The 26,922-nt window shown below is 36.7% G+C and carries 24 protein-coding genes; 15 read left to right on the top strand and 9 right to left on the bottom strand.

Annotated features, from left to right (window positions below; translation table 11 throughout):
- Positions 1-10: 10 nt before the first annotated feature.
- Together FOT98_RS18575 and FOT98_RS18570 are read right to left on the bottom strand one after the other, a co-directional pair.
- On the bottom strand, positions 11-1,396 hold the full coding sequence (locus FOT98_RS18575; RefSeq protein ID WP_063261572.1) for a sensor histidine kinase: 1,386 nt from the start codon (positions 1,394-1,396) through the stop codon (positions 11-13).
- Positions 1,397-1,407: 11 nt separating this feature from the next.
- On the bottom strand, positions 1,408-2,085 hold the full coding sequence (locus FOT98_RS18570) for a response regulator transcription factor (RefSeq protein ID WP_063261571.1): 678 nt from the start codon (positions 2,083-2,085) through the stop codon (positions 1,408-1,410).
- Between the two features lie 174 nt (positions 2,086-2,259).
- Between FOT98_RS18570 and FOT98_RS18565 the strand changes: the two genes are divergently transcribed.
- The 4 genes from FOT98_RS18565 to FOT98_RS18550 all read left to right on the top strand — a co-directional run bounded on the left by FOT98_RS18565 (position 2,260) and on the right by FOT98_RS18550 (position 5,941).
- Complete coding sequence (locus tag FOT98_RS18565; RefSeq protein WP_063261570.1) at positions 2,260-3,507, top strand: cell wall-binding repeat-containing protein; 1,248 nt, start codon at positions 2,260-2,262, stop codon at positions 3,505-3,507.
- A gap of 157 nt (positions 3,508-3,664) precedes the next feature.
- Entirely contained in the window at positions 3,665-5,116 is a 1,452-nt protein-coding gene (locus tag FOT98_RS18560; RefSeq protein ID WP_063261569.1) for a SulP family inorganic anion transporter, read from the top strand.
- Positions 5,117-5,181: 65 nt separating this feature from the next.
- Positions 5,182-5,604, top strand: coding sequence for a universal stress protein (locus FOT98_RS18555; protein ID WP_063261568.1), 423 nt, complete (start codon positions 5,182-5,184; stop codon positions 5,602-5,604).
- Between the two features lie 211 nt (positions 5,605-5,815).
- Positions 5,816-5,941, top strand: coding sequence for a DUF4027 family protein (locus FOT98_RS18550; protein ID WP_080467657.1), 126 nt, complete (start codon positions 5,816-5,818; stop codon positions 5,939-5,941).
- 104 nt (positions 5,942-6,045) lie between these two features.
- Here the strand turns inward: FOT98_RS18550 and opp4A are convergent, their stop codons facing one another.
- The 6 genes from opp4A to glpT all read right to left on the bottom strand — a co-directional run bounded on the left by opp4A (position 6,046) and on the right by glpT (position 13,306).
- On the bottom strand, positions 6,046-7,821 hold the full coding sequence (gene opp4A, locus FOT98_RS18545; protein ID WP_061676349.1) for an oligopeptide ABC transporter substrate-binding protein: 1,776 nt from the start codon (positions 7,819-7,821) through the stop codon (positions 6,046-6,048).
- A gap of 12 nt (positions 7,822-7,833) precedes the next feature.
- Positions 7,834-8,739 carry an ABC transporter permease gene (locus tag FOT98_RS18540; RefSeq protein ID WP_061183804.1) on the bottom strand — a complete coding sequence of 302 codons (906 nt, stop codon included), beginning with the start codon at positions 8,737-8,739 and terminating at the stop codon, positions 7,834-7,836.
- 18 nt (positions 8,740-8,757) lie between these two features.
- On the bottom strand, positions 8,758-9,726 hold the full coding sequence (gene opp4B, locus FOT98_RS18535) for an oligopeptide ABC transporter permease (protein WP_033708606.1): 969 nt from the start codon (positions 9,724-9,726) through the stop codon (positions 8,758-8,760).
- A 14-nt stretch (positions 9,727-9,740) separates the two neighbouring features.
- Positions 9,741-10,667 carry an ABC transporter ATP-binding protein gene (locus tag FOT98_RS18530; protein ID WP_001196373.1) on the bottom strand — a complete coding sequence of 309 codons (927 nt, stop codon included), beginning with the start codon at positions 10,665-10,667 and terminating at the stop codon, positions 9,741-9,743.
- Entirely contained in the window at positions 10,654-11,673 is a 1,020-nt protein-coding gene (locus tag FOT98_RS18525) for an ABC transporter ATP-binding protein (protein WP_063261567.1), read from the bottom strand. The genes FOT98_RS18530 and FOT98_RS18525 overlap by 14 nt, the downstream gene beginning before the upstream one ends.
- A 283-nt stretch (positions 11,674-11,956) precedes the next feature.
- Positions 11,957-13,306, bottom strand: coding sequence for a glycerol-3-phosphate transporter (gene glpT / locus FOT98_RS18520; RefSeq protein WP_063261566.1), 1,350 nt, complete (start codon positions 13,304-13,306; stop codon positions 11,957-11,959).
- A 272-nt stretch (positions 13,307-13,578) separates the two neighbouring features.
- Here glpT and FOT98_RS18515 point away from each other — a divergent pair, with 272 nt between their 5' ends.
- From FOT98_RS18515 to FOT98_RS18465, 11 genes are all read left to right on the top strand, one after another.
- On the top strand, positions 13,579-14,037 hold the full coding sequence (locus FOT98_RS18515; protein WP_061676345.1) for a MarR family winged helix-turn-helix transcriptional regulator: 459 nt from the start codon (positions 13,579-13,581) through the stop codon (positions 14,035-14,037).
- 19 nt (positions 14,038-14,056) lie between these two features.
- Positions 14,057-15,670: an MDR family MFS transporter gene (locus FOT98_RS18510; protein ID WP_063261565.1), complete on the top strand. Its 1,614-nt coding sequence runs from the start codon at positions 14,057-14,059 to the stop codon at positions 15,668-15,670.
- A gap of 137 nt (positions 15,671-15,807) precedes the next feature.
- The gene (gene rbsR / locus FOT98_RS18505) at positions 15,808-16,779 is read left to right on the top strand and encodes a ribose operon transcriptional repressor RbsR (protein ID WP_063261564.1); all 972 of its coding nucleotides are present in this window, start codon (positions 15,808-15,810) and stop codon (positions 16,777-16,779) included.
- Between the two features lie 13 nt (positions 16,780-16,792).
- A complete protein-coding gene (gene rbsK / locus FOT98_RS18500) occupies positions 16,793-17,689 on the top strand; it encodes a ribokinase (protein WP_063261563.1) in 897 nt (298 codons plus the stop codon).
- Positions 17,686-18,081: a D-ribose pyranase gene (gene rbsD, locus FOT98_RS18495; RefSeq protein WP_063261562.1), complete on the top strand. Its 396-nt coding sequence runs from the start codon at positions 17,686-17,688 to the stop codon at positions 18,079-18,081. The genes rbsK and rbsD overlap by 4 nt, the downstream gene beginning before the upstream one ends.
- Before the next feature lie 18 nt (positions 18,082-18,099).
- A complete protein-coding gene (rbsA, locus tag FOT98_RS18490) occupies positions 18,100-19,584 on the top strand; it encodes a ribose ABC transporter ATP-binding protein RbsA (protein ID WP_063261561.1) in 1,485 nt (494 codons plus the stop codon).
- A 2-nt stretch (positions 19,585-19,586) separates the two neighbouring features.
- On the top strand, positions 19,587-20,522 hold the full coding sequence (locus FOT98_RS18485; RefSeq protein ID WP_063261560.1) for an ABC transporter permease subunit: 936 nt from the start codon (positions 19,587-19,589) through the stop codon (positions 20,520-20,522).
- 14 nt (positions 20,523-20,536) lie between these two features.
- Positions 20,537-21,463, top strand: coding sequence for a ribose ABC transporter substrate-binding protein RbsB (gene rbsB / locus FOT98_RS18480; RefSeq protein ID WP_000758988.1), 927 nt, complete (start codon positions 20,537-20,539; stop codon positions 21,461-21,463).
- A gap of 34 nt (positions 21,464-21,497) precedes the next feature.
- A complete protein-coding gene (gene fsa, locus FOT98_RS18475; RefSeq protein WP_000667665.1) occupies positions 21,498-22,145 on the top strand; it encodes a fructose-6-phosphate aldolase in 648 nt (215 codons plus the stop codon).
- A 319-nt stretch (positions 22,146-22,464) separates the two neighbouring features.
- Positions 22,465-24,864, top strand: coding sequence for a M6 family metalloprotease immune inhibitor InhA2 (inhA2, locus tag FOT98_RS18470; protein ID WP_063261559.1), 2,400 nt, complete (start codon positions 22,465-22,467; stop codon positions 24,862-24,864).
- A 318-nt stretch (positions 24,865-25,182) separates the two neighbouring features.
- Positions 25,183-25,524 (top strand): hypothetical protein, encoded by a 342-nt coding sequence (locus tag FOT98_RS18465; protein ID WP_063261558.1) that lies wholly within the window; start codon positions 25,183-25,185, stop codon positions 25,522-25,524.
- 35 nt (positions 25,525-25,559) lie between these two features.
- Here the strand turns inward: FOT98_RS18465 and FOT98_RS18460 are convergent, their stop codons facing one another.
- Positions 25,560-26,714, bottom strand: coding sequence for an MFS transporter (locus tag FOT98_RS18460; protein ID WP_063261557.1), 1,155 nt, complete (start codon positions 26,712-26,714; stop codon positions 25,560-25,562).
- Positions 26,715-26,922: the final 208 nt, after the last annotated feature.

Here is a 26,922-nt window from a genome sequence, read left to right as displayed (position 1 = left end):
ACGACTACCATCAGTAGTCGTGTTTTTGTATAGATGGTAATGAAATGATAAAGCAAGACCCGTGATCGACTTCGCTCGTTACAGTAACATTCCCGCCGTGTAGTTCTACAATTTCTTTTACGATAGATAGCCCTAAACCAGTCCCGCCTGTAGCTCGTGATCTTGCTTTATCAACTCGATAAAAGCGGTCGAAAATGTGAGGGACGTCTTCAGGCGGAATACCTTCGCCTTCATCTTCAATTGTAATGGAAATACGTTTATGTTCTTCTGTAACAGAAATATTTATATGAGAATGTTCTTTTGAATGTCTATAAGCGTTATTTAAAATGTTTATTATAACTTGTTCAAATCGCTGTTCATCTAAATTTACTAGCAATGTAGGAGGACAAGAGAAAGAAACTTTAATGTATCTTTCTTTATACATGGCATTTACTTTTTTGGCTATGCGAGTCAGGATTGTGTGTAAATGCACTTCCTTTACTTGAATAGAAAAATTATGTTGTTCCATTTGTGCAAGTGAAAATAAATCTTGAACTAAGTTCGTAATATAATCAGACTCATCTTTTATAATAGATAAATATCGCAAACGTTGCTCAGGAGATGTGGTTTCTTTTAAAGCGATGTCAGCATAACCTCTTACGTATGTTAACGGTGTTCGTAATTCATGAGCAACACTTGCTAGAAATTCACTTCGCTCTGTTTTCATATAATGTAAATCATTAGCAAGCGTTTGAATAGACGATGCTAGTTCACCAATTTCGTCATTTCGAGTAGTCGTTAACGAAACAGATAAATCGCCTTTACTCATTTTTTCAGTGGCATGTTTCATGTGTAACAATGGTTTTGTTAACAACCGTGATAATAGAAAGATGGTGATGACTGTTAATAGAAACGTAATGACTCCGGCAATAATGAATTGTCTCGTTAGCCCGTTAACCATTTCCACGATTGATTCCGTTCCGAGAAACATATATACATAGCCTTCCGTTTTTCCAGCCACTACAATAGGGCTAACTGTACATATATAATTAGATGTTTTCCAATGATTCTCTATAATTGCTCCATCATGATCTGTCCGTGTTTGCATCTTTTCAATATGCTTTTTTATCGTAGTATTTATTTCATTGGATTTAGCTAGCACATCCTTATTTGCATTTGTAATAACGACAGTGGTTTCGGCTTCGGATTCCATTAGTGCAACATGGGAGATTGTTTGTTTATCAAAATACTTTTCAAGGACATCTCGGTGACTATTTCCACGCTTTAATAAAGCCGTCATTTCTTCATTTACTCTATTGTTGACAAGGCTATAATAAAGCAAGACAAATAGAACACTTTCGATTAAAAGTGTAACAATTAAAAAATAAAATCCGAGTTGAATAGAAATTCGCTTCATCGTTTTGCTCCTTACTCTAGAGTATCAACCCATCGATACCCGACTCCGTAAACAGTTTTTAAATGGTGATCAATAGGGAAATTTACTTTTCGTAATTTATCACGCAAATTACGAATATGTGAATCGACTGTTCTATCTTCTGTATTTGTATTTAGTCCCCAAATTCGTTCAATGAGCTGATCACGGCTTAATACGTAGTTCACATGACGTAAAAATAATCCGAGTAAAGAGAATTCGATTGGAGTGAGAAGAAGCTCTTCATTATCGACAGAGATGAAATGCTTTGCCTCATCCCATAAAATACCGTGATATTGGATTTGCGCGTGTTGATTCGTTCGCCTTAAAACAGCTTCAATTCTTGCGAAAAGCTCTTCTTCATGGAAAGGTTTCGTTACGTAATCATCCGCTCCAAGTTTTAACCCTTGAATGACATCTACTGTTTGATCACGGGCCGTTACCATAATGATAGGAACGTTACTAAAGGATCGAATTCTTTTGCACGTTTCCCAACCATCAATCTTTGGCATCATGATATCGAGTAAAACAAATTTGAAGTTTCGATTTTCTATATGTGAAATAGCTTCTTCCCCGGATACTGCACATACGCAGTTGTATCCGATTGGAGTAAGATAAAGCGTTAATAATTCAAGCATTCTCGGCTCATCATCTACGAGTAGTATATCGACCATAGAGTACCTCCGCATTTGTTGTTATTACTTAAATTGTAAGTCAAAATTATGAAGAAATGGTGCAGATTATTATGCATCTGCATAATTTCTTCAGAATTGCTTGTTATTGTAAAGTTGAAATTCCATTTTAGGTAATCATATTGGCTCGAAAACGATTTATACGGAGGCGGTATAGTGAAAAAGATGACCCGAATTTTTGGGATAACAATAATTACGGCAGTTGGTCTTGCTGCATGTGGACAAACGAACACGGATCATAAAAATCATGAATCTAAAGAAGAGAAAAAAACAGAGCAAAAGGAAATGAAAATGAATCAGGAGGTAACTGCGCCAAAAGAAATGAACGAAGAGGCATCGAATAATTTATTAACGACAAGTTTAAAAAATGTAACGAGATTAAACACAAACGATTCTTTGCAAATGGCAGTATTAACTTCGCAAACGATATGGCCAGCAACGCATAAAGAGAATCAGCCAGGCGCTATTATTTTAGTACCAGTAAACGAATGGCAATTAGGTATTGCGAGTGCGGATCTTATTCATCATCCGAATAACGGGCCGATTTTATTTATAGAAAAAGAAAAGGTACCCGAAATGACGTTAAAAGAAATACAACGATTAAATCCGCTCGGAACGAAAGATGGCACACAAATTATGGTGATGGGGGATGTAGGTGCATCTATCCTAGAGCAATTAAAAGAATATAAAGTAAAGCAAATAAAAGAAACGGATCCAGCTATATTTGCTAAAGATGTGGATAAAGAATATGCCGATATAACAGGAAGCTATCCAAATAGTGTTATTATCGGTTCGTCTGAAGAAGAAGGGCGTTTATATACAACACCAGCTGTAAATTGGATCTCTCATATGCCAGAACCGCTTTTATATACAGAAAAAGATAAGGTGCCAGAAGCGACGATAGAGGCATTAAAGATGAGAAAAGATAAAGCGAATATATATGTATTAGGACCAGAAAAAATTATTTCAAAAACTGTAGAAAAAGAGTTAAGTAAATACGGTAAAGTAACGCGTATTAGTGGTGAAACCCCAACAGAAAATTCCGTTGCCTTTGCGAAATTTAAAGATACAAAAACGAAATTTGGCTGGGGATTCACCAAACCAGGTCATGGTTTATCATTTGTTTCAAGCAAAACACCAGACTTAGCAGTTGCAGGAGCACCTTTTTCGCATATGGGTAAACACGCACCTGTTGTATTGTTAGAAGAAGGAAAAGCTTCACAACCAGTGTATGACTTCCTTGCTAGTATTCAGCCGAAGTTTAAAGATGACCCAACACTTGGACCGTATAACCACGGTTTCTTATTAGGAAGTACGAGTGATATTTCATTTGAAACACAAGGTATATTGGATGAGAGGTTAGAGATTGTGCAAGAAAGTGGTCAAGGGCACGGTGGACATTAATATAATGAGCAAGGGCGCTACTAAGGTAGCGTCTTTTTCTTTAGGAAACTTTTACATAGCAAAAATCTCTCTACTCGTTATATAATAGCCTTCGTGCAGTCGGCTTAGATTTTCTTATGGAGAAAATCAAATGAGAAAAGAGTAGAGGAGTGGTATTTTGTTTCAAACGATAAAAAATGATTGGTTCTCCAACGTGAAAGGGGACGTGCTATCAGGAATTGTCGTTGCTTTAGCGTTAATTCCTGAAGCGATTGCTTTCTCTGTTATTGCAGGCGTGGATCCGACCGTTGGGTTATATGCAGCCTTTTGTATTGCAGTTACCATTTCATTTGTTGGCGGACGAACTGGAATGATTTCAGCTGCAACAGGTGCAATGGCATTATTAATGGTAACGCTCGTTAAAGATCACGGTTTGCAATACTTATTTGCTACAACAATATTAACGGGTATTGTCCAAATTATTTTTGGCGTGTTCAAACTGAGCTCATTTATGAAGTTTGTTCCTAAATCTGTTATGAGTGGCTTTTTAAATTCACTTGGAATTTTAGTTTTTACAGCACAATTGCCACATTTTAAAAATGCAACTTGGCAAATGTATGCACTTGTCGCATTAGGACTTGCAATTATATATGTATTTCCACGTATTACGACGGCGGTACCGTCTACACTTATTTCAATTATCATCGTGACAAGTATTGCACTTATGAGCGGATTACAGTTAAAAACAGTCGGGGATATGGGAAGTCTGCCAAAAGAATTACCGTTCTTTAGCATTCCAAACGTACCTTTTACACTTGAGACATTAGGGATTATTTTACCGTACGCAGTTATGCTTGCAATTATTGGTTTACTCGAGTCATTATTAACAGCTTCAGTTTTAGATGATATGACGCATACGGAAAGTAATAAACATAAGGAAGCACGTGGGCAAGGTATTGCAAACATTGTCGCTGGTTTCTTCGGAGGAATGGCAGGATGTGCAATGATTGGACAATCTGTTATTAATATTAAATCAGGTGGACGAGGTCGTTTATCAACATTTGTAGCGGGTGGATTTTTAATCGTATTATTGTTTGTTTTAGGTGACTATGTCGTTCATATTCCGATGGCAGCTTTAGTTGCAGTTATGATTATGGTTTCAATCGGAACATTCGATTGGAACTCTGTAACAACGATTCATAAAGTACCGAAAGGAAATGCATTAGTTATGATCGTAACAGTTATGGTTGTCTTAATTACACATAATTTAGCACTAGGTGTAATTATCGGAACCGTAATTAGTGCAGTTTTATTTGCTTTCAATATGGCAAAGATTCACGTGAAACATTTATATATTGAAAATAAGAAAATATACGAAATTCACGGTCAACTGTTCTTTGCATCTACAGCAGACTTTATAAATAATTTTTCATTCAATGAAGATGGAAAAGAAATTGAGTTGAATTTTACCCACGCACACGTATGGGACGATTCAGCAGTAGCCGCAATTGATAAAGTTATCATGAAGTATGAACAAAGTGGCGTGAAAGTAAGTATAACGGGATTAAATGAACGAAGCTCGAAAATCATTTCAAATTTAGCTACTTATAATAAAAGAATTGCAAGTTAGAAGCCTCCTTTTTAGGGGGCTTTATTATATAATACGAGTAGGATAACGAAAAGGGGATTCAGCATATGTACAAACAAATTATATTAGCATGTGACGGTTCTGAACATGCACTTCGGGCAGCGGAACATGCAACATATATTGCGAAATTTAATGAAGAAACAAATGTTGAAGTTGTGTACGTAGTAGATAATAGAACGGCAAAATCAGATATTATACAAGGTCAAACAGATTTAGAAACAATATCGGCTAGCCGAAAAGATAAATTAAAAGAGATTGAAGTTTTATTAAAGAAAGAGAACATTCCTTATACAATTACAATATTACATGGTGATCCTGGAGATACGATCGTTCAATATGTAAATACAGGGGATATAGATCTTGTTATCGCTGGCAGTAGAGGATTAAATACATTGCAAGAGATGGTGCTTGGTAGTGTCAGTCATAAAATAGCAAAACGAGTGAAATGTCCGGTGATGATTATAAAATAAATTGAGTGAGAAATTTCGTAGTGTAAGCAAGACCTTGATGTAATTCGAGGTCTTTTTTGACGTATAAAAGGAGAGAGCTTGGACATACTAGATATATAACTTTAAAGGGAATTTGTTAACTTACAAATTTGTAAGTTTGTTGTTAGTGAAATCGATGTTATGAAAATTATTCCATTGGTAAAATAAACATATCGAAGGGGAGAGAGGGAGGATGAAAAAGATGAAAGCATTTCAAAGTTTATCATATAGCCAAGGTGTCAGTCTTATTTGTTTAGGGGGATTTGCTGCATCTGTTACGTTAGCTGTTGTAATAAAGATGATTCATCAAATCTTTTAATAGTAGAGTCGGGAAGGAATTGGTTGCTATTAATAGCAAGAGAAGGATTATAAATAAAAAATAGCTCCTGGCATGTAAATTAGCGCCAGGAGCTATTTTTATTCTTATTTCTCTGTTTCTGCTTTATCACTTGTTACGCTAACTTTACCCCATTTGTATTGATCTTCTGGTGTATATTTATAATCTTTTACGCGGTTATTGACACCCTTTAGATCGAACTTATAATGAAGTGGAATCATTGGTACTTCATCATGGATTAGTTTTTGCCATTTATCATATACTTCTGTACGATATTTATCATCAGCAGCTTTTGGAGAAAGACCTTCTTTTAATAACTCAGTATTTTTAGGGTTTGACCATCTTTGGTAGTTAAAGCTTGCATCAGGTCCCCAAAGGCCAGATGGATCTGGATCAGAACCAGTACCAAAAGCACCAGCATATAGATCGACTGCAGGATCATCTTTCTTCAGCTTATCATAGAAGGAGTTAAATTCATGTAAACGACCGTCAAGAAGTTCAACTTTAATGCCAATCTCTTTCCAAGATTGAATAAAGAATTTTGCAAGAGGTTCACTTACATCACTACCGCTCATTGATAAGAAGTTAAGTTTCACTTCTTTACCATTAGGGTCTTCACGGAAACCATCACCGTTTTTATCTTTATATCCAGCTTCGTCTAATAATTTTTTCGCTTTCTCAACATCTTTATCATAAGAACCTACTTTATTATTGTGGAACTTAGGTGAAGCTGGTGAAATTGGTGAGTTAGCAGGATAACGTAATCCGTGGTATAATTTTTCACCGATTTCTTTTCGGTCAATTGCATAAGCCATCGCTTGACGTAAACGAACATCTTTGAATGTATCTTTATCCATTACCATTTCACGTTTTTCTTTATCCATGTGTCCAAATTTAAAGCCGATGTAGCTGTAGTATAAATCTGTTCTTCCAACTAGTTGTGCATTCTTTAATTTACTTACGTTCGGATATTGATCAGCACTTACTTCTGCGATGTCAATGTCACCATTTTTCAATGAAGCATTAACGATAGATGGATTTACAACTTTTAAGACTACATTTTTAAGTTTTGGTTTTCCGCCCCAATAATCATCGAAACGTTCAAATTCAACAGATTCTCCAGGAACGATTTTCTTAACTTTAAATGGTCCGAAACCAATTGGATTTTTACGGATTTTATCAGATTCTGCTAATTTATCAATTGGTACGTCTGCTAAGTATTTTTTGTGCAGAGGATATGTCCAAAGTCCAGTCTTTACAGAAGGATTTGGCTCTTTAAATGTAAATGAAATTGTTTTTTGATCAATTACTTTTACACCGGAAATTTTGTCAGTTTTTCCATCGTGATAATCAGTCATTCCTTCAATCATTTGCATTTGAGTATCATAGCGAGATCCTGCATACAGCTTACTACCAATTACAAGGTAAGAATATTCTAAATCTTCAGCTGTTACAGGGTTTCCGTCATGCCACTTTACGTTATCTTTAATTTTTAATGTAATTGTTTTTTTATCTGCTGATATTTCATAAGTAGCGGCACCTTCGTTATTGTATTCCCAGTTTTTATCATTGTCTAATAATGGTTCATCAAAGAAAGTAATGACTTGGTTGTCAGGATCACCTTCATATACAGCGAAGTTTAAAAGTCCTTCAAATGGTGTGTTAGAAACAAGCCCATATGTCAATGAGCCATCTTTAATTTCTTTCTTTTCGTTTTTAACGACTTCATTAAATTTGCTAGTGTCTACCTTTTTTGTACTGCTCGTTTTTTCACTACCTCCACTGCCCCCACACGCTGAAAGTAGTAATGTTGAAACTGCAAGTGTACTTAATACCTTGAAAAATTTTGGTTTGTTTGTCATTGTCTCCACCCCTTAACCTTTTCTTTGTCTCGCATCAGCTGAGCGACGTAGCGCTTGACCGATAAAATTTATACACAGCATCAACACTAAAATCATGAGTGATGCAGGTAACCAGATCCACCATTTTTCTTGTAGAACATCAGGATTTGTTGCATAACTAACAAGTGTTCCGAGGCTCGGTGTACTCTCAGGTAGACCAAAACCTAAGAAAGTTAGTCCAGATTCTATGCCAATGTTTCCAGCAAGGTTTAATGTAACGCTTACGATAATAATAGAGCTTAAGTTAGGTAATACTTGGAACATCATGATCTTCCAGTTTGGTGTACCTAATGTTTTGGAAGCAGATACATAGTCCAATTCTTTTTCGGTCAATACTTTTGAACGAATCAACCTGGCCTTTCCTGTCCATAGGAAGATACTCATGATCAAAATAAATACAGTAACATTAAAGACTGGAACAATTGTGATAAGTACGATAACAAGCATTAGGAAAGGTAAAATAAGTTTGAAATCAATAATACGCATAATGATGTTATCAACAGCTCCACCAAAGTAACCAGCGATTAGTCCGATAGAAAGACCAATCAAACAGGAGAGAATAGTGATTACAAGTCCAATGGTAAATGAATTTCTTGTTCCAATAATAAGTTGTCCAAAAATATCTCTACCACCGTAATCAGTTCCTAACCAATGTTCACTAGATGGTGGGGAGTAGATAGAAAATAAATCAACTTTTACAATATCCTCCTGCTTCATAATGAAGGAAGTTGTGTAAACGGCTATCAGTATGATTGCCAACAAGAAAAGTGAAAACATTGCTAATTTATCTTTACGAAATTCACGCCACATGACAGAAAAGCCAGAAGGACTTTTTTCGTAATGAACGACTTCAGTTTGTTTTTCGGGATTTGCTAACATAACGTTTCTTCACCTCCATTAATCAATACGAATACGTGGATCAACGATGCTTAGAATAATATCGGAAAGAAGAGTCCCGAGTAGCGTTGCGAATCCAGTAAATAAAACGAGTGCAGTTACGACACTAAAATCACGTTGAGAAATAGACTGCATAAATAATTGACCAATACCAGGATAACTAAAGATGCTTTCTAGAAAAATTGATCCTGCAACCACGCTTGTAATTTCGTATCCTAAGAACGCTGCAATTGGTAAGAATGAATTACGTAAAATATGTCTAGAATAAACCTTCGATTCTGGAACACCTTTTGCTTTTACTGTGCGTACAAAATCTTTATGTTTCGTATCGATAATTTCACTTCGTAAATATTGGATTGTACCCACTGTTGCAATTAATGCCCCAGATAAAGCTGGTAATATCATGTGATTCAATTTACTTAAATAGTAAGCGAATGTACCTGTTGCAACTTGAGGATCTACACTACCACCGGTTGGGAATATTGCAAGCTTAAATCCGAACAGGAAGAGCATGATTAATGCAAATATAAATAGTGGTGTAGCAAGTCCTAAATAGTTATACAGTGTAATGAGTCGATCTGCCCATGTATCAGTCCAACGTCCACTTATTACACCGAGTGGAATTGCAATCACGTAAGTAAGAACAAGGACAAGAATTGCTAACCAAATTGTATTTCCAAGTCGTTCACCAATTAAATCAGTTACTTTCATTTTATGTGCATAGGAAATACCAAAGTCACCTTGCACAGCATTTGTAACCCAGCGAACATATTGTGTTGTGACAGGATCATTTAAACCTAACTTTTCACGTTGTTCCTCAATAACCTTTGGATCTGCTTTTGGATTATTTACTGCTCTGCCGGTTAAGGCATCGCCTGGCATTGCTTTAGCTAGTAGAAAGACAAGTATACTTAACACGAATAATTGCGGGATCATTACTAAAAATCTCCGTAATATAAACTTCCACATGTTTTATCACTCCCTTATGGTAATGCCACCCGGTGCGTTGGCGAGATTGGCTTTAAATCATAAGCCCGACCGTTTTCATTGAAATAATTTTCGTATGATTTCTCGTATTCAGAGCTTACTTGTTGACGGAGCTTACGCTGTCTCTCTCTGTTTTCAGGCCTAATATCAGGAATTGCTGATATTAGGCGCTTCGTATAAATATGTTGCGGATTACTATAAATTTCTGCACTAGTTGCTTCTTCCACAATACGTCCGCGATACATAACACCGATACGATCACACATATGACGAATTACACCTAAATCATGACTAATAAATAAGTACGTTAGTCCGAGCTCAGCTTGTAGATCCTGCAAGAAGTTTAATACTTGAGCTTGTACAGAAACATCTAGTGCTGATACAGGTTCATCAGCGATAATAAGCTTCGGTTTTAATGTAAGAGCGCGTGCTATACCAATCCGCTGCCTTTGCCCACCGGAAAATTCATGTGGATATTTATAAATTGACTCTGGATTTAGACCAACTTTATCAAGATATTCTTGAACTGCTCTACGTTCTTCATCAGGTGAGAGCTTCTCAAAATTTCGAAGAGGCTCAGCAATAATGTCGAGAACACGTTTCTTCGGATTTAATGATGAATACGGATCTTGGAAAATCATTTGAATATCTTTTCTTTGTTCACGTAGCTCAGAGCGACTTAACTTTGTCAAATCTCTATTATTAAAATGAATGCTACCCTCTGTTGCTTTTGTTAAATGCATAATTGCTTTACCCGTTGTTGATTTACCACTTCCTGATTCACCAACGATCCCGTATGTTTCACCCGGTTGTAATTCAAAACTTACACCATCGACAGCACGCACGTAGTCTAATGTGCGGCCGAAGAAACCGCCTTTAATTGGGAAATGTACTTTTAAATCTTCTACTTTAAGCAGTGCCATGAGTTACGTCATCTCCTTTCTTATCTTGGAAGTTGAAATGCTTGTAGCAAGTACAACGCACCCAGTGGTCTGGTTTTACTTCATGTAAAATTGGATTTTCCTCATGCTGATCAGGTCTAATCCATGGAATTCGAGCTTGGAAGCGACAACCTGTGCGAGGAAGCTTCGCTAACGAAGGAACCACCCCTTGAATTACATGCAATTTTTCTTTTTCAGCATACGCAGATGGAATGGAGTTTAATAGAGAACGAGTATATGGGTGAAGAGGGTTATTAAAAATCTCTTCAACTTTTCCTGTTTCTACAACTTGTCCAGCGTACATAACGACGATACGATCGGCTGTTTCTGCGACAACACTTAAATCATGAGTAATTAAAATGATGCCCATTTTCGTTTGTTCTTGAATAGATTTTAGTAGGTCTAAAATTTGTGCTTGGATGGTTACGTCAAGAGCCGTTGTTGGCTCATCCGCAATAATGAGTGCTGGGTTACAAGCAATTGCAATTGCGATAACAATTCTTTGTCTCATTCCGCCAGATAATTCGTGTGGGTATTGTTTATATGTAAGTTCTGGTTTTGGAATACCAACTTGATGGAGTAGTTCTAAGGTGCGTTCTTTCTTTTCAACTTTTGAAAGACTTGTGTGGTAGTCTAAGTTTTCTTCGATTTGTTTTCCAACTGTCATAAGAGGATCAAGTGCTGTAAGAGGTTCTTGGAAAATCATGCCGATGTTTGATCCGCGTACTTTATTCATTTCTGCGGTCGACATAGTTAGTAAATCCTTATCTCTATAGTTAAGCTGCCCTTGTAATTTTGTATTTTCTTCATTATGCAGTCGCATAATAGAAAGGGCAAGTGCACTTTTTCCGCAACCAGATTCACCAACTATCGCGACAATTTCATTTTCATGGACAGTTAACGAAACATTATCTACTGCGGCATGATATTGATCTTGTATGCGAAAGGAAGTCTGTAAGTTTTCAATGCGAAGAAGTGGATTCTTCATGGCTATCCCTCCATCTTTTCTGAAAAGACTAAATATTTTGTATGTTGTTGTTATTTTAATATAAATTGACAATGTTTGACAAGCATAAGTTGAGAAAATATTCAAAAATCTTTTTATACAGAGATTGAACGCCGTTATATAAGGTGTTGAAGTTATTTGAAAACGCTAACATATAAAAAAAGGAGAATAAATCTTTTGTAAGAAAAAAGATTTATATGTAGAAAAAAGAGAGGTGTTCTGGAAAGAACAGCCTCTCTTTTTTTGATAAGAATAATATTAGTACTTAAGCTTGTTTTGGTTTTGCAGATCCTGTGTTTAAAGTAAGAGCAAGGAAGAACATTGCAAGTACACAAGATACAAGTAATAAGATGAATCCGCCATCCCATCCGAATGCATCTACGATAAAGCCCATAGCTGCGCTAGCAAAAGTAGCTCCACCTAGGTAACCGAAGAACCCAGTTAAACCAGCTGCAGTTCCAGCAGCTTTTTTGGGTGCTAAGTCTAGTGCGTGTAGGCCGATTAACATAACAGGTCCATAAATTAAAAATCCAATCGCGACAAGTGCGATACTATCAACCATTGGATTACCAGGAGGGTTTAGCCAGTAAACAAGAACGGCGATAAATACACCAACCATAAATAAAATACCAGCAGGTGCGCGGCGCCCCTTAAACAGTTTATCACTCATCCATCCGCAAAGAAGTGTACCTGGAATACCAGCCCATTCGTATAGAGCGTAAGCTGTACGAGAGCTACTATGAGTAAAACTTTTTTCCTCTACTAAATAAGTAGGAGCCCAGTCTACAACGCCGTAACGTACGAAATAAACGAAAACGTTCGCGATAGCGATGTACCATAAAAATTTATTGTTTAGTACGTATGTAAATAAAATTTCTTTTACTGAAAGTTCGCGTTCTCGATCTTTTACTTTTTCATCTGATGGATATTCTCCAGTATGTTCTTCAATAGAAGGTAATCCACAAGATTGAGGTGTATCTCTCATCGTAATTAATACATAAATACCAACTAAAATTGAAAGAATACCTGGGAAGTAAAAAATACTCTTCCAGTCATTTGCAAAGAAGTATAAGCCTAATGTTACAAGAGAAGGCATAAGTGCGCCACCGACATTATGAGCAACGTTCCAAATAGACATTTTTGTACCACGTTCACTAATAGAGAACCAGTGAACCATCGTACGACCACAAGGAGGCCATCCCATACCTTGTACCCATCCATTTAAAAACTGAAGGACAAACATAAGTATAATGCTCGTTGTAATGAAAGAAAATGAGCCGAAAATAATATTAATGATACCTGATAAAAATAGCCCAGCTGCTAAAAAGTAGCGAGGATTACAACGGTCGGATACGATACCCATAAGAAATTTACTTAATCCGTAAGCGATAGATACTGCTGAAAGGATAACCCCAAGTTCCCCTTTACTAAAGCCTTGTTCGATTAAGTATGGCATTGCTAGTGAAAAGTTTTTTCGAACAAAGTAGTAACCTGCATAGCCGATGAAGATACCTAGGAATACTTGTAAACGTAATTTACGGTATTCGCTATCAACGCGATCAGCTGGTAAGCGTTCCGCGTGGGGCGCAGGTTTAAATAATTGTGTGAAAAACATAAAATGAAAATCCTCCCCTAATGAATTCGAAATGTTGTAAGTCAGAGAGAATATAAAAAGGCCATGAAATATAAAAAAGTTTCCTTTTTTATGATTCATAGCCGTGTACTCCGATTCTCCGTGACTGTCAATATTAACTTCGTCGAAAATTATACAACTTTGTGACAAAAATGTAAACGTTTTTATAAATAAAAAGTGTTGACGGATTTTGTTCGTGGGATTAATATTTAAATACGTTAAATATTTTATTGCTTAAATAAGAGGTGGATAACATGCCAAATGATATGACGCATATCGATAAAATTCAAGCTCTTGCCTTTTCAATTGGAAAGAAAATGCAGACGGAGTTATTAGAACAAATGCAAGCAACAGGACTTACACCACCGCAGTTTTATATTTTAAAGATTTTAGATCATTACGGTGCTTCAAGAGCGACAAAATTAGCAAAAAAGATGTATGTAAAGCCTAGCGCAATTACAGTGATGATTGATCGCCTAATTGACCAAGAGCTTGTAGAACGCTACCACGACAAGGATGACCGTCGTGTTGTCGTCATTGAGTTAACAAAAAAGGGGAAAGCTAGAGTAGAAGAGGCAATGATCGCTCGTAATGAGCACATTGCAAAATATTTCTCACATTTAGAATTACAAGAAAGAGAAGATTTGTTACGCCTCTTTGAGAAGTTAGAAACAATTATTTGCGGGACACAAGAGAAAAAAGAGAATAACTAAGAGGAATTGAGGAGATTACATGGAGCAACAACAAAACATAAATAGAAAGTTGCTGTTAATCGGTTTAATAATCGCGATGCTATTTGCTGCATTAGATGGAACAATCGTTGGTACAGCAATGCCGCGTATCGTCGGTGAACTAGGCGGATTAAGCTTAATGACATGGTTAACAACAGCTTATATGTTAACATCAACAACAGTTGTACCAATTGCAGGTAAATTAGCGGATTTACTTGGCCGTCGTAACGTATATATAACAGGGCTAGTTATCTTTATGGTTGGTTCAGCGTTATGTGGTATGGCAAATGGTATGACAGAATTAATTATTTTCCGTGGTATTCAAGGTCTTGGTGGCGGTATTATGATGCCAATGGCTATGATTATTATCGGAGATATGTTCACGGGAAAAGAACGTGCGAAATGGCAAGGTATTTTTGGTGCATTATACGGCCTTGCTTCTGTAATTGGACCACAAGTGGGTGGTTGGATTGTAGACGCAGTAAACTGGAGATGGGTATTTTACATTAACTTACCAGTTGGTATTTTAGCAACAATCTTTATTGCAATGGGATTAAAGTCACATAAACAAACAGGACCGATTAAAATTGATATCGCTGGAATCTTTACGATGATTCTCGGTGTTGTAAGTTTATTACTTGCATTAACATTTGGCGGGAAAGATTACCCATGGGATTCTTGGCAAATTATCGGGTTATTTGCATTAGCTCTAATTGGTATCGTTAGCTTTATTATCGTTGAAACAAAAGCAGAAGAACCGATTTTACCGATGCATTTCTTTAAAAATCGCACGTTTACATTACTGAATGCGATTGGATTCTTTATGAGTATCGGAATGTTCGGTGCGATTATGTTCGTACCATTCTTCATGCAAGGAATTGTAGGAGTAAGTGCTGCGGAATCAGGAACAATCATGACGCCAATGATGATCACTATGATTGTGATGAGTATTATCGGCGGGCAACTTGTATTAAAAGTTGGTGTAAAACCACAAATTATTACAGGAATGCTTATTATGGCTGGTGGTTTCTGGTTATTAACAACGATGGATATGCACACAACTAAATTAACTGCAACTTCTTATATGATGGTTATCGGTTTAGGAATGGGGCTTGTAATGCCAACATTAACATTAGCGTTACAAGAAAGCTTCCCGAAAAAAGACCTTGGTGTTGTAACATCATCAAGTCAGTTCTTCCGTCAAATCGGTGGAACATTTGGTATTACAATTTTAGGATCAATTATGAATAACACTTCAGGTACAACGTTAACAAAGAATTTAGTTCCTGTATTAGATACATTCCCGAAAGAAGCGGGACAAATGGTAACGAAATTTAAAGATATGATTCATACAGACCCACAAGGTTTATATTCGATGCTATTTAGTCCAGAGGCATTAAAACAAATGCCAGAAGCATTTGCTAACAGCATTGTACCAATCTTGAAAAACTCTTTAGTAGACTCACTTCATACTGTATTCTTAACAGGATTAGTATTTATCGTAGTAGGTGCCATCTTTACGATCTTCTTACAGAAGATTAAACTATCAGATCGTAAAAAAGGTGCTGAAGAGCCAGCTGCAGAGGAAAAAGAACAAACTGTATCATATTCGTAATGAAAAAGCATCGCCTTATGGCGGTGCTTTTTTGAGTATAACCTTAAAAGCTTTTTCGTGAGAAATGATTGACGTATTTCTAGAAATGCGTTATATTATTTTCTGTAAACGGTTACATGAAATGGAGAGGGAAGAGAATGAGTACGATTAAAGACGTTGCGAAATTAGCGGGAGTATCTGTTGCGACCGTTTCCAGAGTGTTAAATAAAAATGGATATGTTCATGAAGATACATTAAAGAAAGTAGAGCGAGCAATTGAGATGCTAGATTATAAACCTAGTACAGTAGCGCGTTCACTGTATAATAAAAAATCTCGTTTAATTGGTTTAGTTGTTCCCAATATCGTGAATCCATTCTTTCCGGAAGTTGCACGTGCCGTAGAAGATGTAGCGCATAAGCAAGGATACACAGTTGTCCTTTGTAACTCTGATGAGAGTTTAGAGAAAGAAAAGCAATATATTGATGTACTTAGGCAAAATAATGTGGATGGATTTATTGTAGCAACAAATCCACAAAATAGTGTTAATTACATGAAGTTGTCTGTTCCGGTTGTTGCAATTGACCGTATGTTTAATGAGCGTATTCCTACTGTATATGCAGATAACTATGCAGGGAGTCAGGCAGCGACAAAGTTATTAATAGATAAAGGCTGTAAACATATTGCGCATATTCGCGGACCGCGTGACGTAAGCACCGCTAATGAACGTTTTGAAGGTTTTGTAGACGTTATTACGCAAAATAATCTTTCTTATATGATCGCAGAGAGTACATTTGATCCAGCTAATAGTGAGCGCGTAGCGGTGGAATTATTAGAAGAATACCCACATATTGATGGGATTGTTGCTGGAAATGATTTAATTGCAATAGGTATTGTGAAGGCGGCACTTCAAAAGGGGATTTCTATTCCGGATGATTTACAAATTATCGGGTTTGATGGGATTTCTTTAACAGAGATGATGTATCCATCTATTACAACTGTTGCACAGCCAATTTATGAAATGGGGAAAATTGCAACAGAGCTATTGTTAGAGCAGATGGAAGGAAACGGATTAGAAGAGAAACACTATCGTTTACCGATTGAAATTATAGAACGAAATACAACGAAGTAAGGAGATGAAATAGATGCCAAATATTGCAGTAGTAGGTAGCATTTCAATGGATTTAGTGGCCGTTTCAAAAAAACGTCCGAAAGCAGGGGAAACAGTAATTGGTGAAGCATTTCATACAATTCCAGGAGGGAAAGGAGCCAACCAAGCAGTTGCTGCAGCTAGATTAGGCGCAAATGTAGCGATGGTTGGCGCGGTAGGAAACGATAATTATGGAACTGTAGTTAGGAAAAATTTAGAGAACGAACGTGTCTTTATCGACTATGTGGTACCGGTTACAGATACAGCGACAGGAATTGCTCATATCGTTTTAGCAGAAGAGGATAACAGTATTGTTGTCGTGCAAGGGGCAAATGCTCTTGTAAATGAGTCGGTTGTAGATCGTTCAAAAGATCTTCTTATAAAAGCAGATATGGTTGTTCTTCAACTAGAGATTCCACTTGAAACAGTAAAATATGTATTGGCTATTTGTGAGGAACACAAAATCCCGGTTATGTTAAATCCAGCACCAGCACAAGTGTTATCAGAAGATATTTTAGAAAAGGCAACTTATATTACGCCAAATGAACATGAGTGCCGCATCGTATTAGATGATTTCACATCACCAATTGAAGGTTTACTGGCTAAATATCCAAATAAACTATTGATGACAGAAGGTTCTAACGGTGTACGTTTCCATAATGGGACGGAGATTGTACATGTTCCTAGCATTGCTGTTGATGTAGTAGATACGACTGGAGCTGGTGATACATTTAATGGAGCATTAGCAGTTGCGCTTTCTGAAGGAGAAGCACTTCAAAAAGCAATTCGTTTTGCGAATATTGCTGGTGGCCTTTCTGTAACGAAGCTTGGGGCGCAAGGCGGTATGCCAACGAGAGATAAAGTGCGTGAAGTGCAGGTGATTGTCGGATGAAAAAGCACGGTGTATTAAATAGTGAGATTGCATCAGTCCTTGCTTCACTTGGGCATACAGATACGATTGTAATCGCAGACTGCGGGTTACCGATTCCTGACGGAGTAAAACGAATTGATTTAGCTGTTGAGATTGGAAAACCTAGCTTTTTAGACGTATTGCAAGTGGTAGCTGATGATATGGCAATTGAAAAAGTGACGTTAGCAGAAGAAGTCATTAACAATAATGTGGAAGTAAATAAGGAGATTGAGCTGAAATTAATAGAGCCAGCGTTTGAATATGTATCTCATGAACAATTTAAAGAGCATACGAAGAAAGCGAAGGCGATTATTCGTACAGGAGAGGCTACTCCTTATGCCAATGTAATTTTACATGCAGGCGTGATTTTTTAATAAAGGGAAGTGATGAGAATGCGTATTGAAATGAAAAATATTTCAAAGGCGTTCAATGGCAATCCTGTTTTGAAGAATGCACAGTTTATGATTGAAACAGGAGAAGTTCATGCATTGATGGGGGAAAATGGAGCGGGTAAATCAACGCTCATGAAAATTTTAACAGGTGTATATAAAAGAGATGGTGGAACAATCACGATTGATGGACAAGAACGAACTTTTAAAAATGCGAAAGAAGCAGAAGAGTACGGTATTGCATTTATACATCAAGAATTGAACATATTATCGAATTTAACAGTAGCTGAGAATATGTTTCTCGGTAAAGAGTTAATGTATGGGAAGACAGGTATTTTGCGTACGCGTCAAATGAACGCGATTGCCCAGCAGCAACTAGCGGAGTTAGGGTTACATGTAAAAGGCGCTATGTTGGCTGGGGAGTTATCGGTTGGACAACAGCAAATTATCGAAATTGCGAAAGCGTTAATGACAAACGCGAGCGTTATTATTATGGATGAACCGACAGCTGCATTAACAGATCGTGAAATTGAAACGTTGTTTACTGTCATTAATAAATTACGTAAAGAAGGCGTTTCGTTCGTTTATATCTCACACCGAATGGAAGAAATTTTTTCAATATGTGATGCCATTACGATTTTACGTGATGGGGAATACGTAGGAAAGAGGCTCATTCCGGAAACATCATTTGATGAAGTAGTGAGTATGATGGTGGGGCGCAGCATTGGTGAACGTTACCCAGAGCGAAATAGTCAAATTGGCGATGTCATTTTTGAGATGCGTAACGGAACGAAAAAAGGGAAGTTTGAAAATGTTTCGTTTCAAGTGAGAAAAGGTGAAATCCTTGGTGTTGCTGGCTTGATGGGAGCTGGCCGTACAGATATTATGAAAGCGATATTTGGGTACGAACCGTTAGATTCTGGTCAAATCTTTATAAATGGACAAGAAGTAAAGATTGATAGTCCAATAGATGCGATTAGACAAAGAATAGCTTTCATTACAGAGGATAGAAAATCTGAAGGGTTAGTGTTAGATTTCTCAATTCGAGAAAATTTAGCTTTACCGAATTTAGAAAGTCTTTCAAAGGGAAGTGTCCTTAGTAACGAACTAGAACAGCAGTTCACAGCGGATATGATGAAGCTACTTAATGTGAAAGCATCTAGTGGAGAGCAAGCAGTAAAATCTCTTTCTGGTGGAAATCAGCAAAAGGTTGTTATTGCAAAATGGCTAGGTATCCACCCGCAGTTACTCATTTTAGATGAGCCAACAAGGGGTGTAGATGTTGGAGCGAAAAAAGAAATTTACTCTATTATGAATAAGCTTACCGAGCAAGGAGATGCCGTTATTATGGTATCATCTGAGCTTCCAGAAGTTTTAGGAATGAGTGATCGCGTTCTTGTCATTCATGAAGGAAAAGTTGGAGGCATTTTAGAGAAAGATACGGCATCACAAGAGTCTATTATGGCACTAGCTACAGGGGGAGAGTAAGAATGGCTAAGAAGGGGAATGTATTACAGCAACTTGGTTCTTTAATCGGTTTAGTATTAATTATCGTCGTAATTACAGCTTTAAATCCAGCATTTATTGAAATTCCAAATTTATTTAATATACTGCGTCAAGTATCGATTAATGCGCTTATTGCATTCGGAATGACCTTTATAATTTTAACAGGGGGTATTGACTTATCGGTAGGTTCTATTTTAGCATTATCAAGTGCACTTGTTGCTGGAATGATGGCAAGTGGCATGGACCCGTTTCTTGCAATGGCAGTTGGATTATTGGCTGGTCTTGTAATGGGGATTGTAAACGGTATCATTATTGCGAAGGGAAAAGTAGCTCCATTTATTGCGACGTTAGCAACAATGACTATTTTTCGTGGGTTGACGCTTGTTTATATGGACGGACGTCCGATCACTGGTCTTGGTGATCATTTAATGTTCCAAATGTTTGGACGCGGTTATTTTCTCGGTATTCCGGTACCAGCTGTTACAATGATGATCGCTTTCGCAGTACTGTACTTCATTTTGAAGAAAACGACATTTGGTCGCCGTACATTTGCAATTGGTGGAAATGAAGAAGCAGCAGCACTATCAGGTATTAATGTTACGAGAATTAAAGTAATGATTTATGGTCTTTCCGGAATTTTGGCAGCGCTTGCAGGTATTGTCTTAACATCACGACTAGATTCTGCACAGCCAACTGCAGGTACTTCTTACGAATTAGATGCAATTGCAGCAGTTGTATTAGGTGGAACAAGTCTTTCTGGGGGAAGAGGTTGGATTGTTGGTACATTCATCGGTGTGCTTATTATAGGTGTACTAAATAACGGTTTAAATTTATTAGGTGTATCTTCTTTCTTCCAACAAGTTGTAAAAGGACTTGTAATCTTACTAGCTGTATTAATTGATCGTCGAAAAGAAGCGTAATGGAGGGACAGTTCATGAAGAAATGGTTACTTATACTCGTTGCATGTATTATGGTCATTACTGCTGGTTGTTCAATGGAACCACCAGAATGGGCAAAGGATTCTAGCGATAAAGGTCGAAATAAAACTATTAAAGTTGGATTCTCTGTTTCAACTTTAAACAATCCATTTTTTGTGACTTTGAAAAAAGGGGCAGAAAAGAAAGCGAAAGAAAGCGGCATTGAATTGATTGCTGTTGATGCACAAAATGATGCAGCAAAGCAAACAAATGATGTTGAAGATTTAATTCAAAAAGGTGTCGATGTAGTTGTTATTAATCCAACCGATTCAGACGCTGTTGCTTCAGCAGTTAGTGCGGCAAATGCAGCAAATGTCCCTGTTATTACTGTAGACCGCGTTGCAAATTCAGGTAAAGTTGTTTCCCACATTGCCTCTAATAATATTGAAGGTGGTCAAATGGCTAGTGATTACATTCGTGAATTAGTTGGTGAGGGAGCAAATGTTGCTGAATTAGAAGGAATACCTGGCTCTTCTGCTGCTCGTGAGCGCGGGAAAGGATTCCATAACGTAGCGGATAAGTCTTTAAAAGTAGTTGCAAAACAAGCAGCTGATTTTGATAGAGCAAAAGGATTATCTGTTATGGAAAACATTTTGCAAGCAAATGGTGATATTAAAGCCGTGTTTGCACATAACGATGAAATGGCATTAGGGGCACTTGAAGCATTGAAGTCTTCTGGAAAAACAGATGTAGTCGTTGTTGGTTTTGATGCAACAGAAGATGCTGTAAAGGCGGTTAAAGATGGGCGTATGGCTGCAACAGTTGCTCAAAAACCGGAATTAATCGGGGAGAAGGCGATGCAAACAGCAAAAGAGATCACGCAAGGTAAAAAAGTGGACAAATCTATTCCGATTGAATTAGAGCTTATTAAGAAAAATAAATAAATATAAAATGAAAACCAGGAAGGAAGAATAACAAATGAAATTCTTTATTGATACAGCAAACATTAACGAAATTAAAGAGGCAAATGCATTAGGCGTATTAGCTGGAGTAACGACAAATCCATCACTTGTAGCAAAAGAAGGCGTAGATTTCCACGAGCGTATTCGTGAAATTTGCAGCGTTGTAGAAGGTCCTGTAAGTGCAGAAGTAATTAGCTTAGAAGCTAATAAAATGATTGAAGAAGGAAAAGAATTAGCGAAAATTGCTCCAAACGTTGTTGTAAAAGTTCCGATGACAACAGAAGGTTTAAAAGCAGTAAAAGCATTCTCTGACCTAGGAATTCGTACAAACGTTACACTAGTATTCTCAGCAGTTCAGGCATTACTTGCAGCTCGTGCTGGTGCGACATACGTTTCACCATTCTTAGGTCGCTTAGATGATATCGGTCATAACGGCATGGATTTAATCCGCCAAATCGCAGAAATCTTTGCAATTCACGGCATTGAAACAGAAATCATTGCAGCATCTGTACGTCACAGTGTTCACGTAACAGAAGCAGCATTAAACGGTTCACATATTGCAACAATCCCAGCAAACGTAATTGCTTCATTAGTGAAGCACCCATTAACAGATCAAGGAATTGAGAAATTCTTAGCTGATTGGGAAAAAACACAAGAGAAATAATAGAAAATCAAGAATCCTAGTTTAATTGACTAGGGTTCTTTTTTATTTAAAAGAATTTTCATGCAATTTTGCATATTGTCTTTTAAATTTTTTATATAAGCTATTTAATATATATCAAATCACTTTTTATTTTTCATATTTCGACATAAAAAGGTAGAGGTTCTGACCAGAAAACTGGAGGGCATGATTCTATAACAGAAAGCTTAACGTTTATAGAATTATGCTTTTTTATATAGGGAGGGTAGTAAACAGAGATTTCGACAAAAACACACCGATTTATCTGAATTTTAAGTTTTATATAAAAAAGGAGAGAAATAGAATGAGAAGAAAAGCGCCATTTAAAGTGTTGTCATCATTAGCAATTGCGGCAATTATCGGATGCACATCTGTAATGAGTACTCCGCTAGCATACGCAGAAACGCCAGCAAAAGAGAAAGAAAATGTCTCTACAACACCAATTGATTACAATTTAATTCAAGAAGATCGTTTAGCAGAAGCGTTGAAAGAAAGAGGAACAATTAATCCAGCATCATCTAAAGAAGAAACGAAAAAAGCTGTAGAAAAGTATATTGAAAAGAAACAAGGCGATCAGGCAAATAAAGAAATTCTTCCAGCAGATACTGCTAAAGAGGCATCTGATTATGTGAAAAAAGTAAAAGAAAAGAAAATGGAAGAAAAGGAGAAAGTAAAGAAACCTGAAAAAAATGTGGGTCCTGAGAAAAAACCAGAACCAAATAAAAAACAATTGAATGGACAAGTCCCAACTTCTAAAGCAAAGCAAGCGCCTTATAAGGGCTCTGTTCGAACTGATAAAGTATTAGTATTACTCGTTGAATTTAGTGATTATAAACATAATAATATTGATCAAACACCAGGGTATATGTATTCGAATGACTTTAGTAGAGAGCATTATCAAAAAATGTTATTTGGTAATGAACCGTACACATTATTTGATGGTTCAAAAGTAAAAACGTTTAAACAATATTATGAAGAGCAGTCTGGCGGAAGTTATACGACAGATGGATATGTAACGGAATGGCTAACTGTTCCAGGAAAAGCGTCTGACTACGGTGCTGATGGTAGCAGTGGTCATGATAATAAAGGACCAAAAGGCGCACGTGATTTAGTGAAAGAAGCTTTACATGCAGCTGCTGAGAAAGGGTTAGATTTATCTCAATTTGATCAATTCGATAGATATGATACAAATGGTGATGGAAATCAAAATGAACCTGATGGTGTAATTGATCATTTAATGGTAATCCATGCTGGTGTTGGTCAAGAAGCTGGTGGGGGTAAATTAGGTGATGATGCAATTTGGTCACATCGCTCGAAATTAGCAATAGATCCAGTAGCGATTGACGGTACAAAATCAAAGGTAGATTACTTTGGTGGCAAAGTAGCTGCGCATGATTACACAATTGAACCAGAAGATGGAGCAGTAGGTGTATTTGCGCATGAATTTGGACATGACCTTGGCTTACCGGATGAATATGACACGAAATATACTGGAATGGGTTCACCTGTTGAAGCGTGGTCATTAATGAGTGGGGGTAGTTGGACAGGGAAAATTGCAGGAACAGAGCCAACTAGTTTCTCACCACAAAATAAAGACTTCTTACAAAAGAATATGGGCGGCAACTGGGCAAAAATTTTAGAAGTAGATTACGATAAAATTAAGGGTGGAGTAGGGGTTCCTACATATATTGATCAAAGTGTTACGAAATCCAATCGCCCAGGCGTTGTACGTGTTAACTTACCAGGTAAAAGTGTTGAAACGATTAAACCTGAGTTTGGAAAGCATGCATATTATAGTACAAGAGGAGATGATATGCATACAACACTAGAAACACCATTCTTTGATTTAACAAAAGGAACAAATGCAAAGTTCGATTATAAAGCAAATTATGAGTTAGAAGCAGAGTGCGATTTTGTCGAAGTGCATGCAGTAACAGAAGATGGAACGAAAACATTAATTGATAGACTTGGAGAAAAAATAGTCCAAGAGGATAAAGATACAACAGATGGAAAATGGATGGATAAATCATATGATTTAAGTCAATTTAAAGGGAAAAAAGTGAAACTGCAATTCGATTATATTACAGATCCAGCTGTAACATATAAAGGTTTCGCGATGGATAATGTAAATGTAACTGTTGATGGACAAGTTGTATTTTCTGATGATGCAGAAGGACAATCTAAAATGAATGTAAATGGTTTTGTTGTTTCTGATGGGACAGAGAAGAAAGCTCATTATTACTACTTAGAGTGGAGAAACTATGCGGGATCAGATAATGGATTGAAAGCAGGAAAAGGCCCTGTGTATAATACAGGTCTTGTCGTTTGGTATGCAGATGATAGCTTCAAAGATAACTGGGTTGGTGTGCATCCAGGTGAAGGATTCCTTGGTGTGGTAGATTCTCATCCAGAGGCACTTGTTGGCAATTTAAACGGAAGACCAACTTACGGTAATACGGGCATGCAAATTGCAGACGCTGCATTTTCATTTGATCAAACACCAGCATGGAGTGTAAATTCATTAACACGTGGACAGTTTAACTATTCTGGGTTACAAGGTGTTACAACTTTCGATGATTCAAAAATATATAGTAACAAACAAATTGCAGACGCAGGAAGAAAAATTCCAAACCTTGGACTTAAATTCCAAGTTGTTGGACAGGCAGAGGATAAATCGGCAGGCGCTGTTTGGATTAAACGTTAATAACATAAAAGCACATTCTTCCTATGAAGAGTGTGCTTTTTAATTTGTAAAGTAAGTTATTATTTTAGTTTATGTAATACAAATGTCTGTTCACATGTAGTGTATCAAATTATGTGGGGAAAGGAAATATTTCCGAGGAAATTGTCGAAGTATCGTCGGTATTTATACACTTTTTTTGTAAAAGAAGAACTGTAGTATTGCCTTTACAGTTTAATTTATTTACATTGGTATTTGGTTAGACACAAAAGTAATATATTCGGCAATAAAAGAGCGCTATTAGATAGTGCTCTTTTTTATGGATAGAAAGGAGTGAGTTAAATGGAAGAAATAATTGAATGTCCACAGTGTGAAGGGAATATTACTACACAACATATTATTGATTTACCGCATCCTTTTTCATTCAGGTGTCCACACTGTAAGGTCAGGCTAAAAGAAATGAGGATCACACCATGCTTAATATTAGCGGCAATTTGTATCATTCCGCTGTTTATTATAATTGGAGAGAGTATTAAGGAATTACTGGTAAAATATTTTTCTATTATAGACGATGTACCAACTGTACTTATTTTCTTCTTATTTTGTTACCCATTGTATTATCTCTATGAAAAATATAATGCCATATTGTTTATTAAATACGGATTATTGAAAGTTAAAAGTTGAATAGGAGATTATCATAAAAAAAGACAATGATGGAATTAACCCATCATTGTCTTTTTTACTTTGCTTCTTACGTAAATCATACCGGCAAATGTTAATAAGAATGCAGTTCCAATAACGAAGCTGACACTAGGTGATGCCCCGATTGCTCCAACTGTAAAAGATCCAGCAACAACTCCTAATGAGAAGAAAGCATAAAACAATCCGAATGCTTTTCCGCGTTTATCATCTGTCGTATTTTCAACAAGTAATGCATTTATTGATGGGAACAGGATAGCGAATCCAATGCCATAAATCATCATAACGATAAAGAGCATACCTTTTGTTGCAAATAATCCAAGTAAAGATAACGCGAATGCCATTACTGCAATCCCAATTAACATGAGTTTTGAACGATTAAATCGATCGTAAATACGGTTTGTTGGCAGCAAGAAGAATAGGATAGCGGTAATTCCGAATACACTTAACATCATACCTGTTGTAGATGCTTTAAGTGCTAATGCCTCAACTTTCACTGGTAGCATATACGTGACAATTCCTTGTGAAAACATTAGCGTGAAAGCACCAATATATGCTTGCAATAGCGGTTCTGATTTCAATAGTTCAATCATATCTTCTTTGTTCATCATTTGTGTTCTTGAAGTATCTTTTCTTGATACGTTATTTGGTAAGAAGAATAGAGATACGATTGTACCAAGGACCATTAAAATAGAAATGGTAATGAACACCCACTCTATACCAGCAGTAGCTTTCATAATCCCACTGAACGCGGGTCCTACAATTGCAGCTGTTCCAACAGCAGCACCAGATAGAGCCATTGCCTTACCTTGTCTTGCTGAATTTGTTTGTTTTGATAAAAACGTAAAGGCAGCAGGAATTAAAAATCCGTCACTAAAGCCGTGCATAAAGCGCACAACTAATAGTTGTTCACCACTTTGAACAACGGTGTATAACAAGACTATGAAACTCGTAAGCCCCATGCTTATATAAAGTATTTTTTTTGCACCAAATTTATCGACAGCAGCGCCAGCAATAATATTACCGATCATATTAGCGAATGAGTACATACCGACAACTAGCCCAATAATAAGAGGAGATCCTCCAAGACTTTGAGCGAACGTACTCATAATAGGTAATTGTGAAAATGTATCTAGAAACGCTACAATAACAATAAAGTAAATAAAATATTTCAAGCGATATTCACCTCTCCTATGTTATTATGGCATACTGCTAATTTCAACCGCAATGAAATTGAATTAACAGATGTGGAAAAAAGTACAAAGTGACAAAATATTGAACGTTATTTGTTAAAATTTAGTGGAAATGAGATTGTTTTTTTGAAATATATGGATGAAAGTATTATAATAGATTTGTAAACTTCACCAGGTTAAGTATATACGT

Origin of the sequence: Bacillus sp. HY001, assembly GCF_007558965.1 — a bacterium.
Taxonomy (GTDB): Bacteria; Bacillota; Bacilli; order Bacillales; family Bacillaceae_G; genus Bacillus_A; species Bacillus_A mobilis.
Note: the sequence above shows the minus strand (reverse complement) of the source record. Positions and strands in the feature narration are given on the sequence as shown.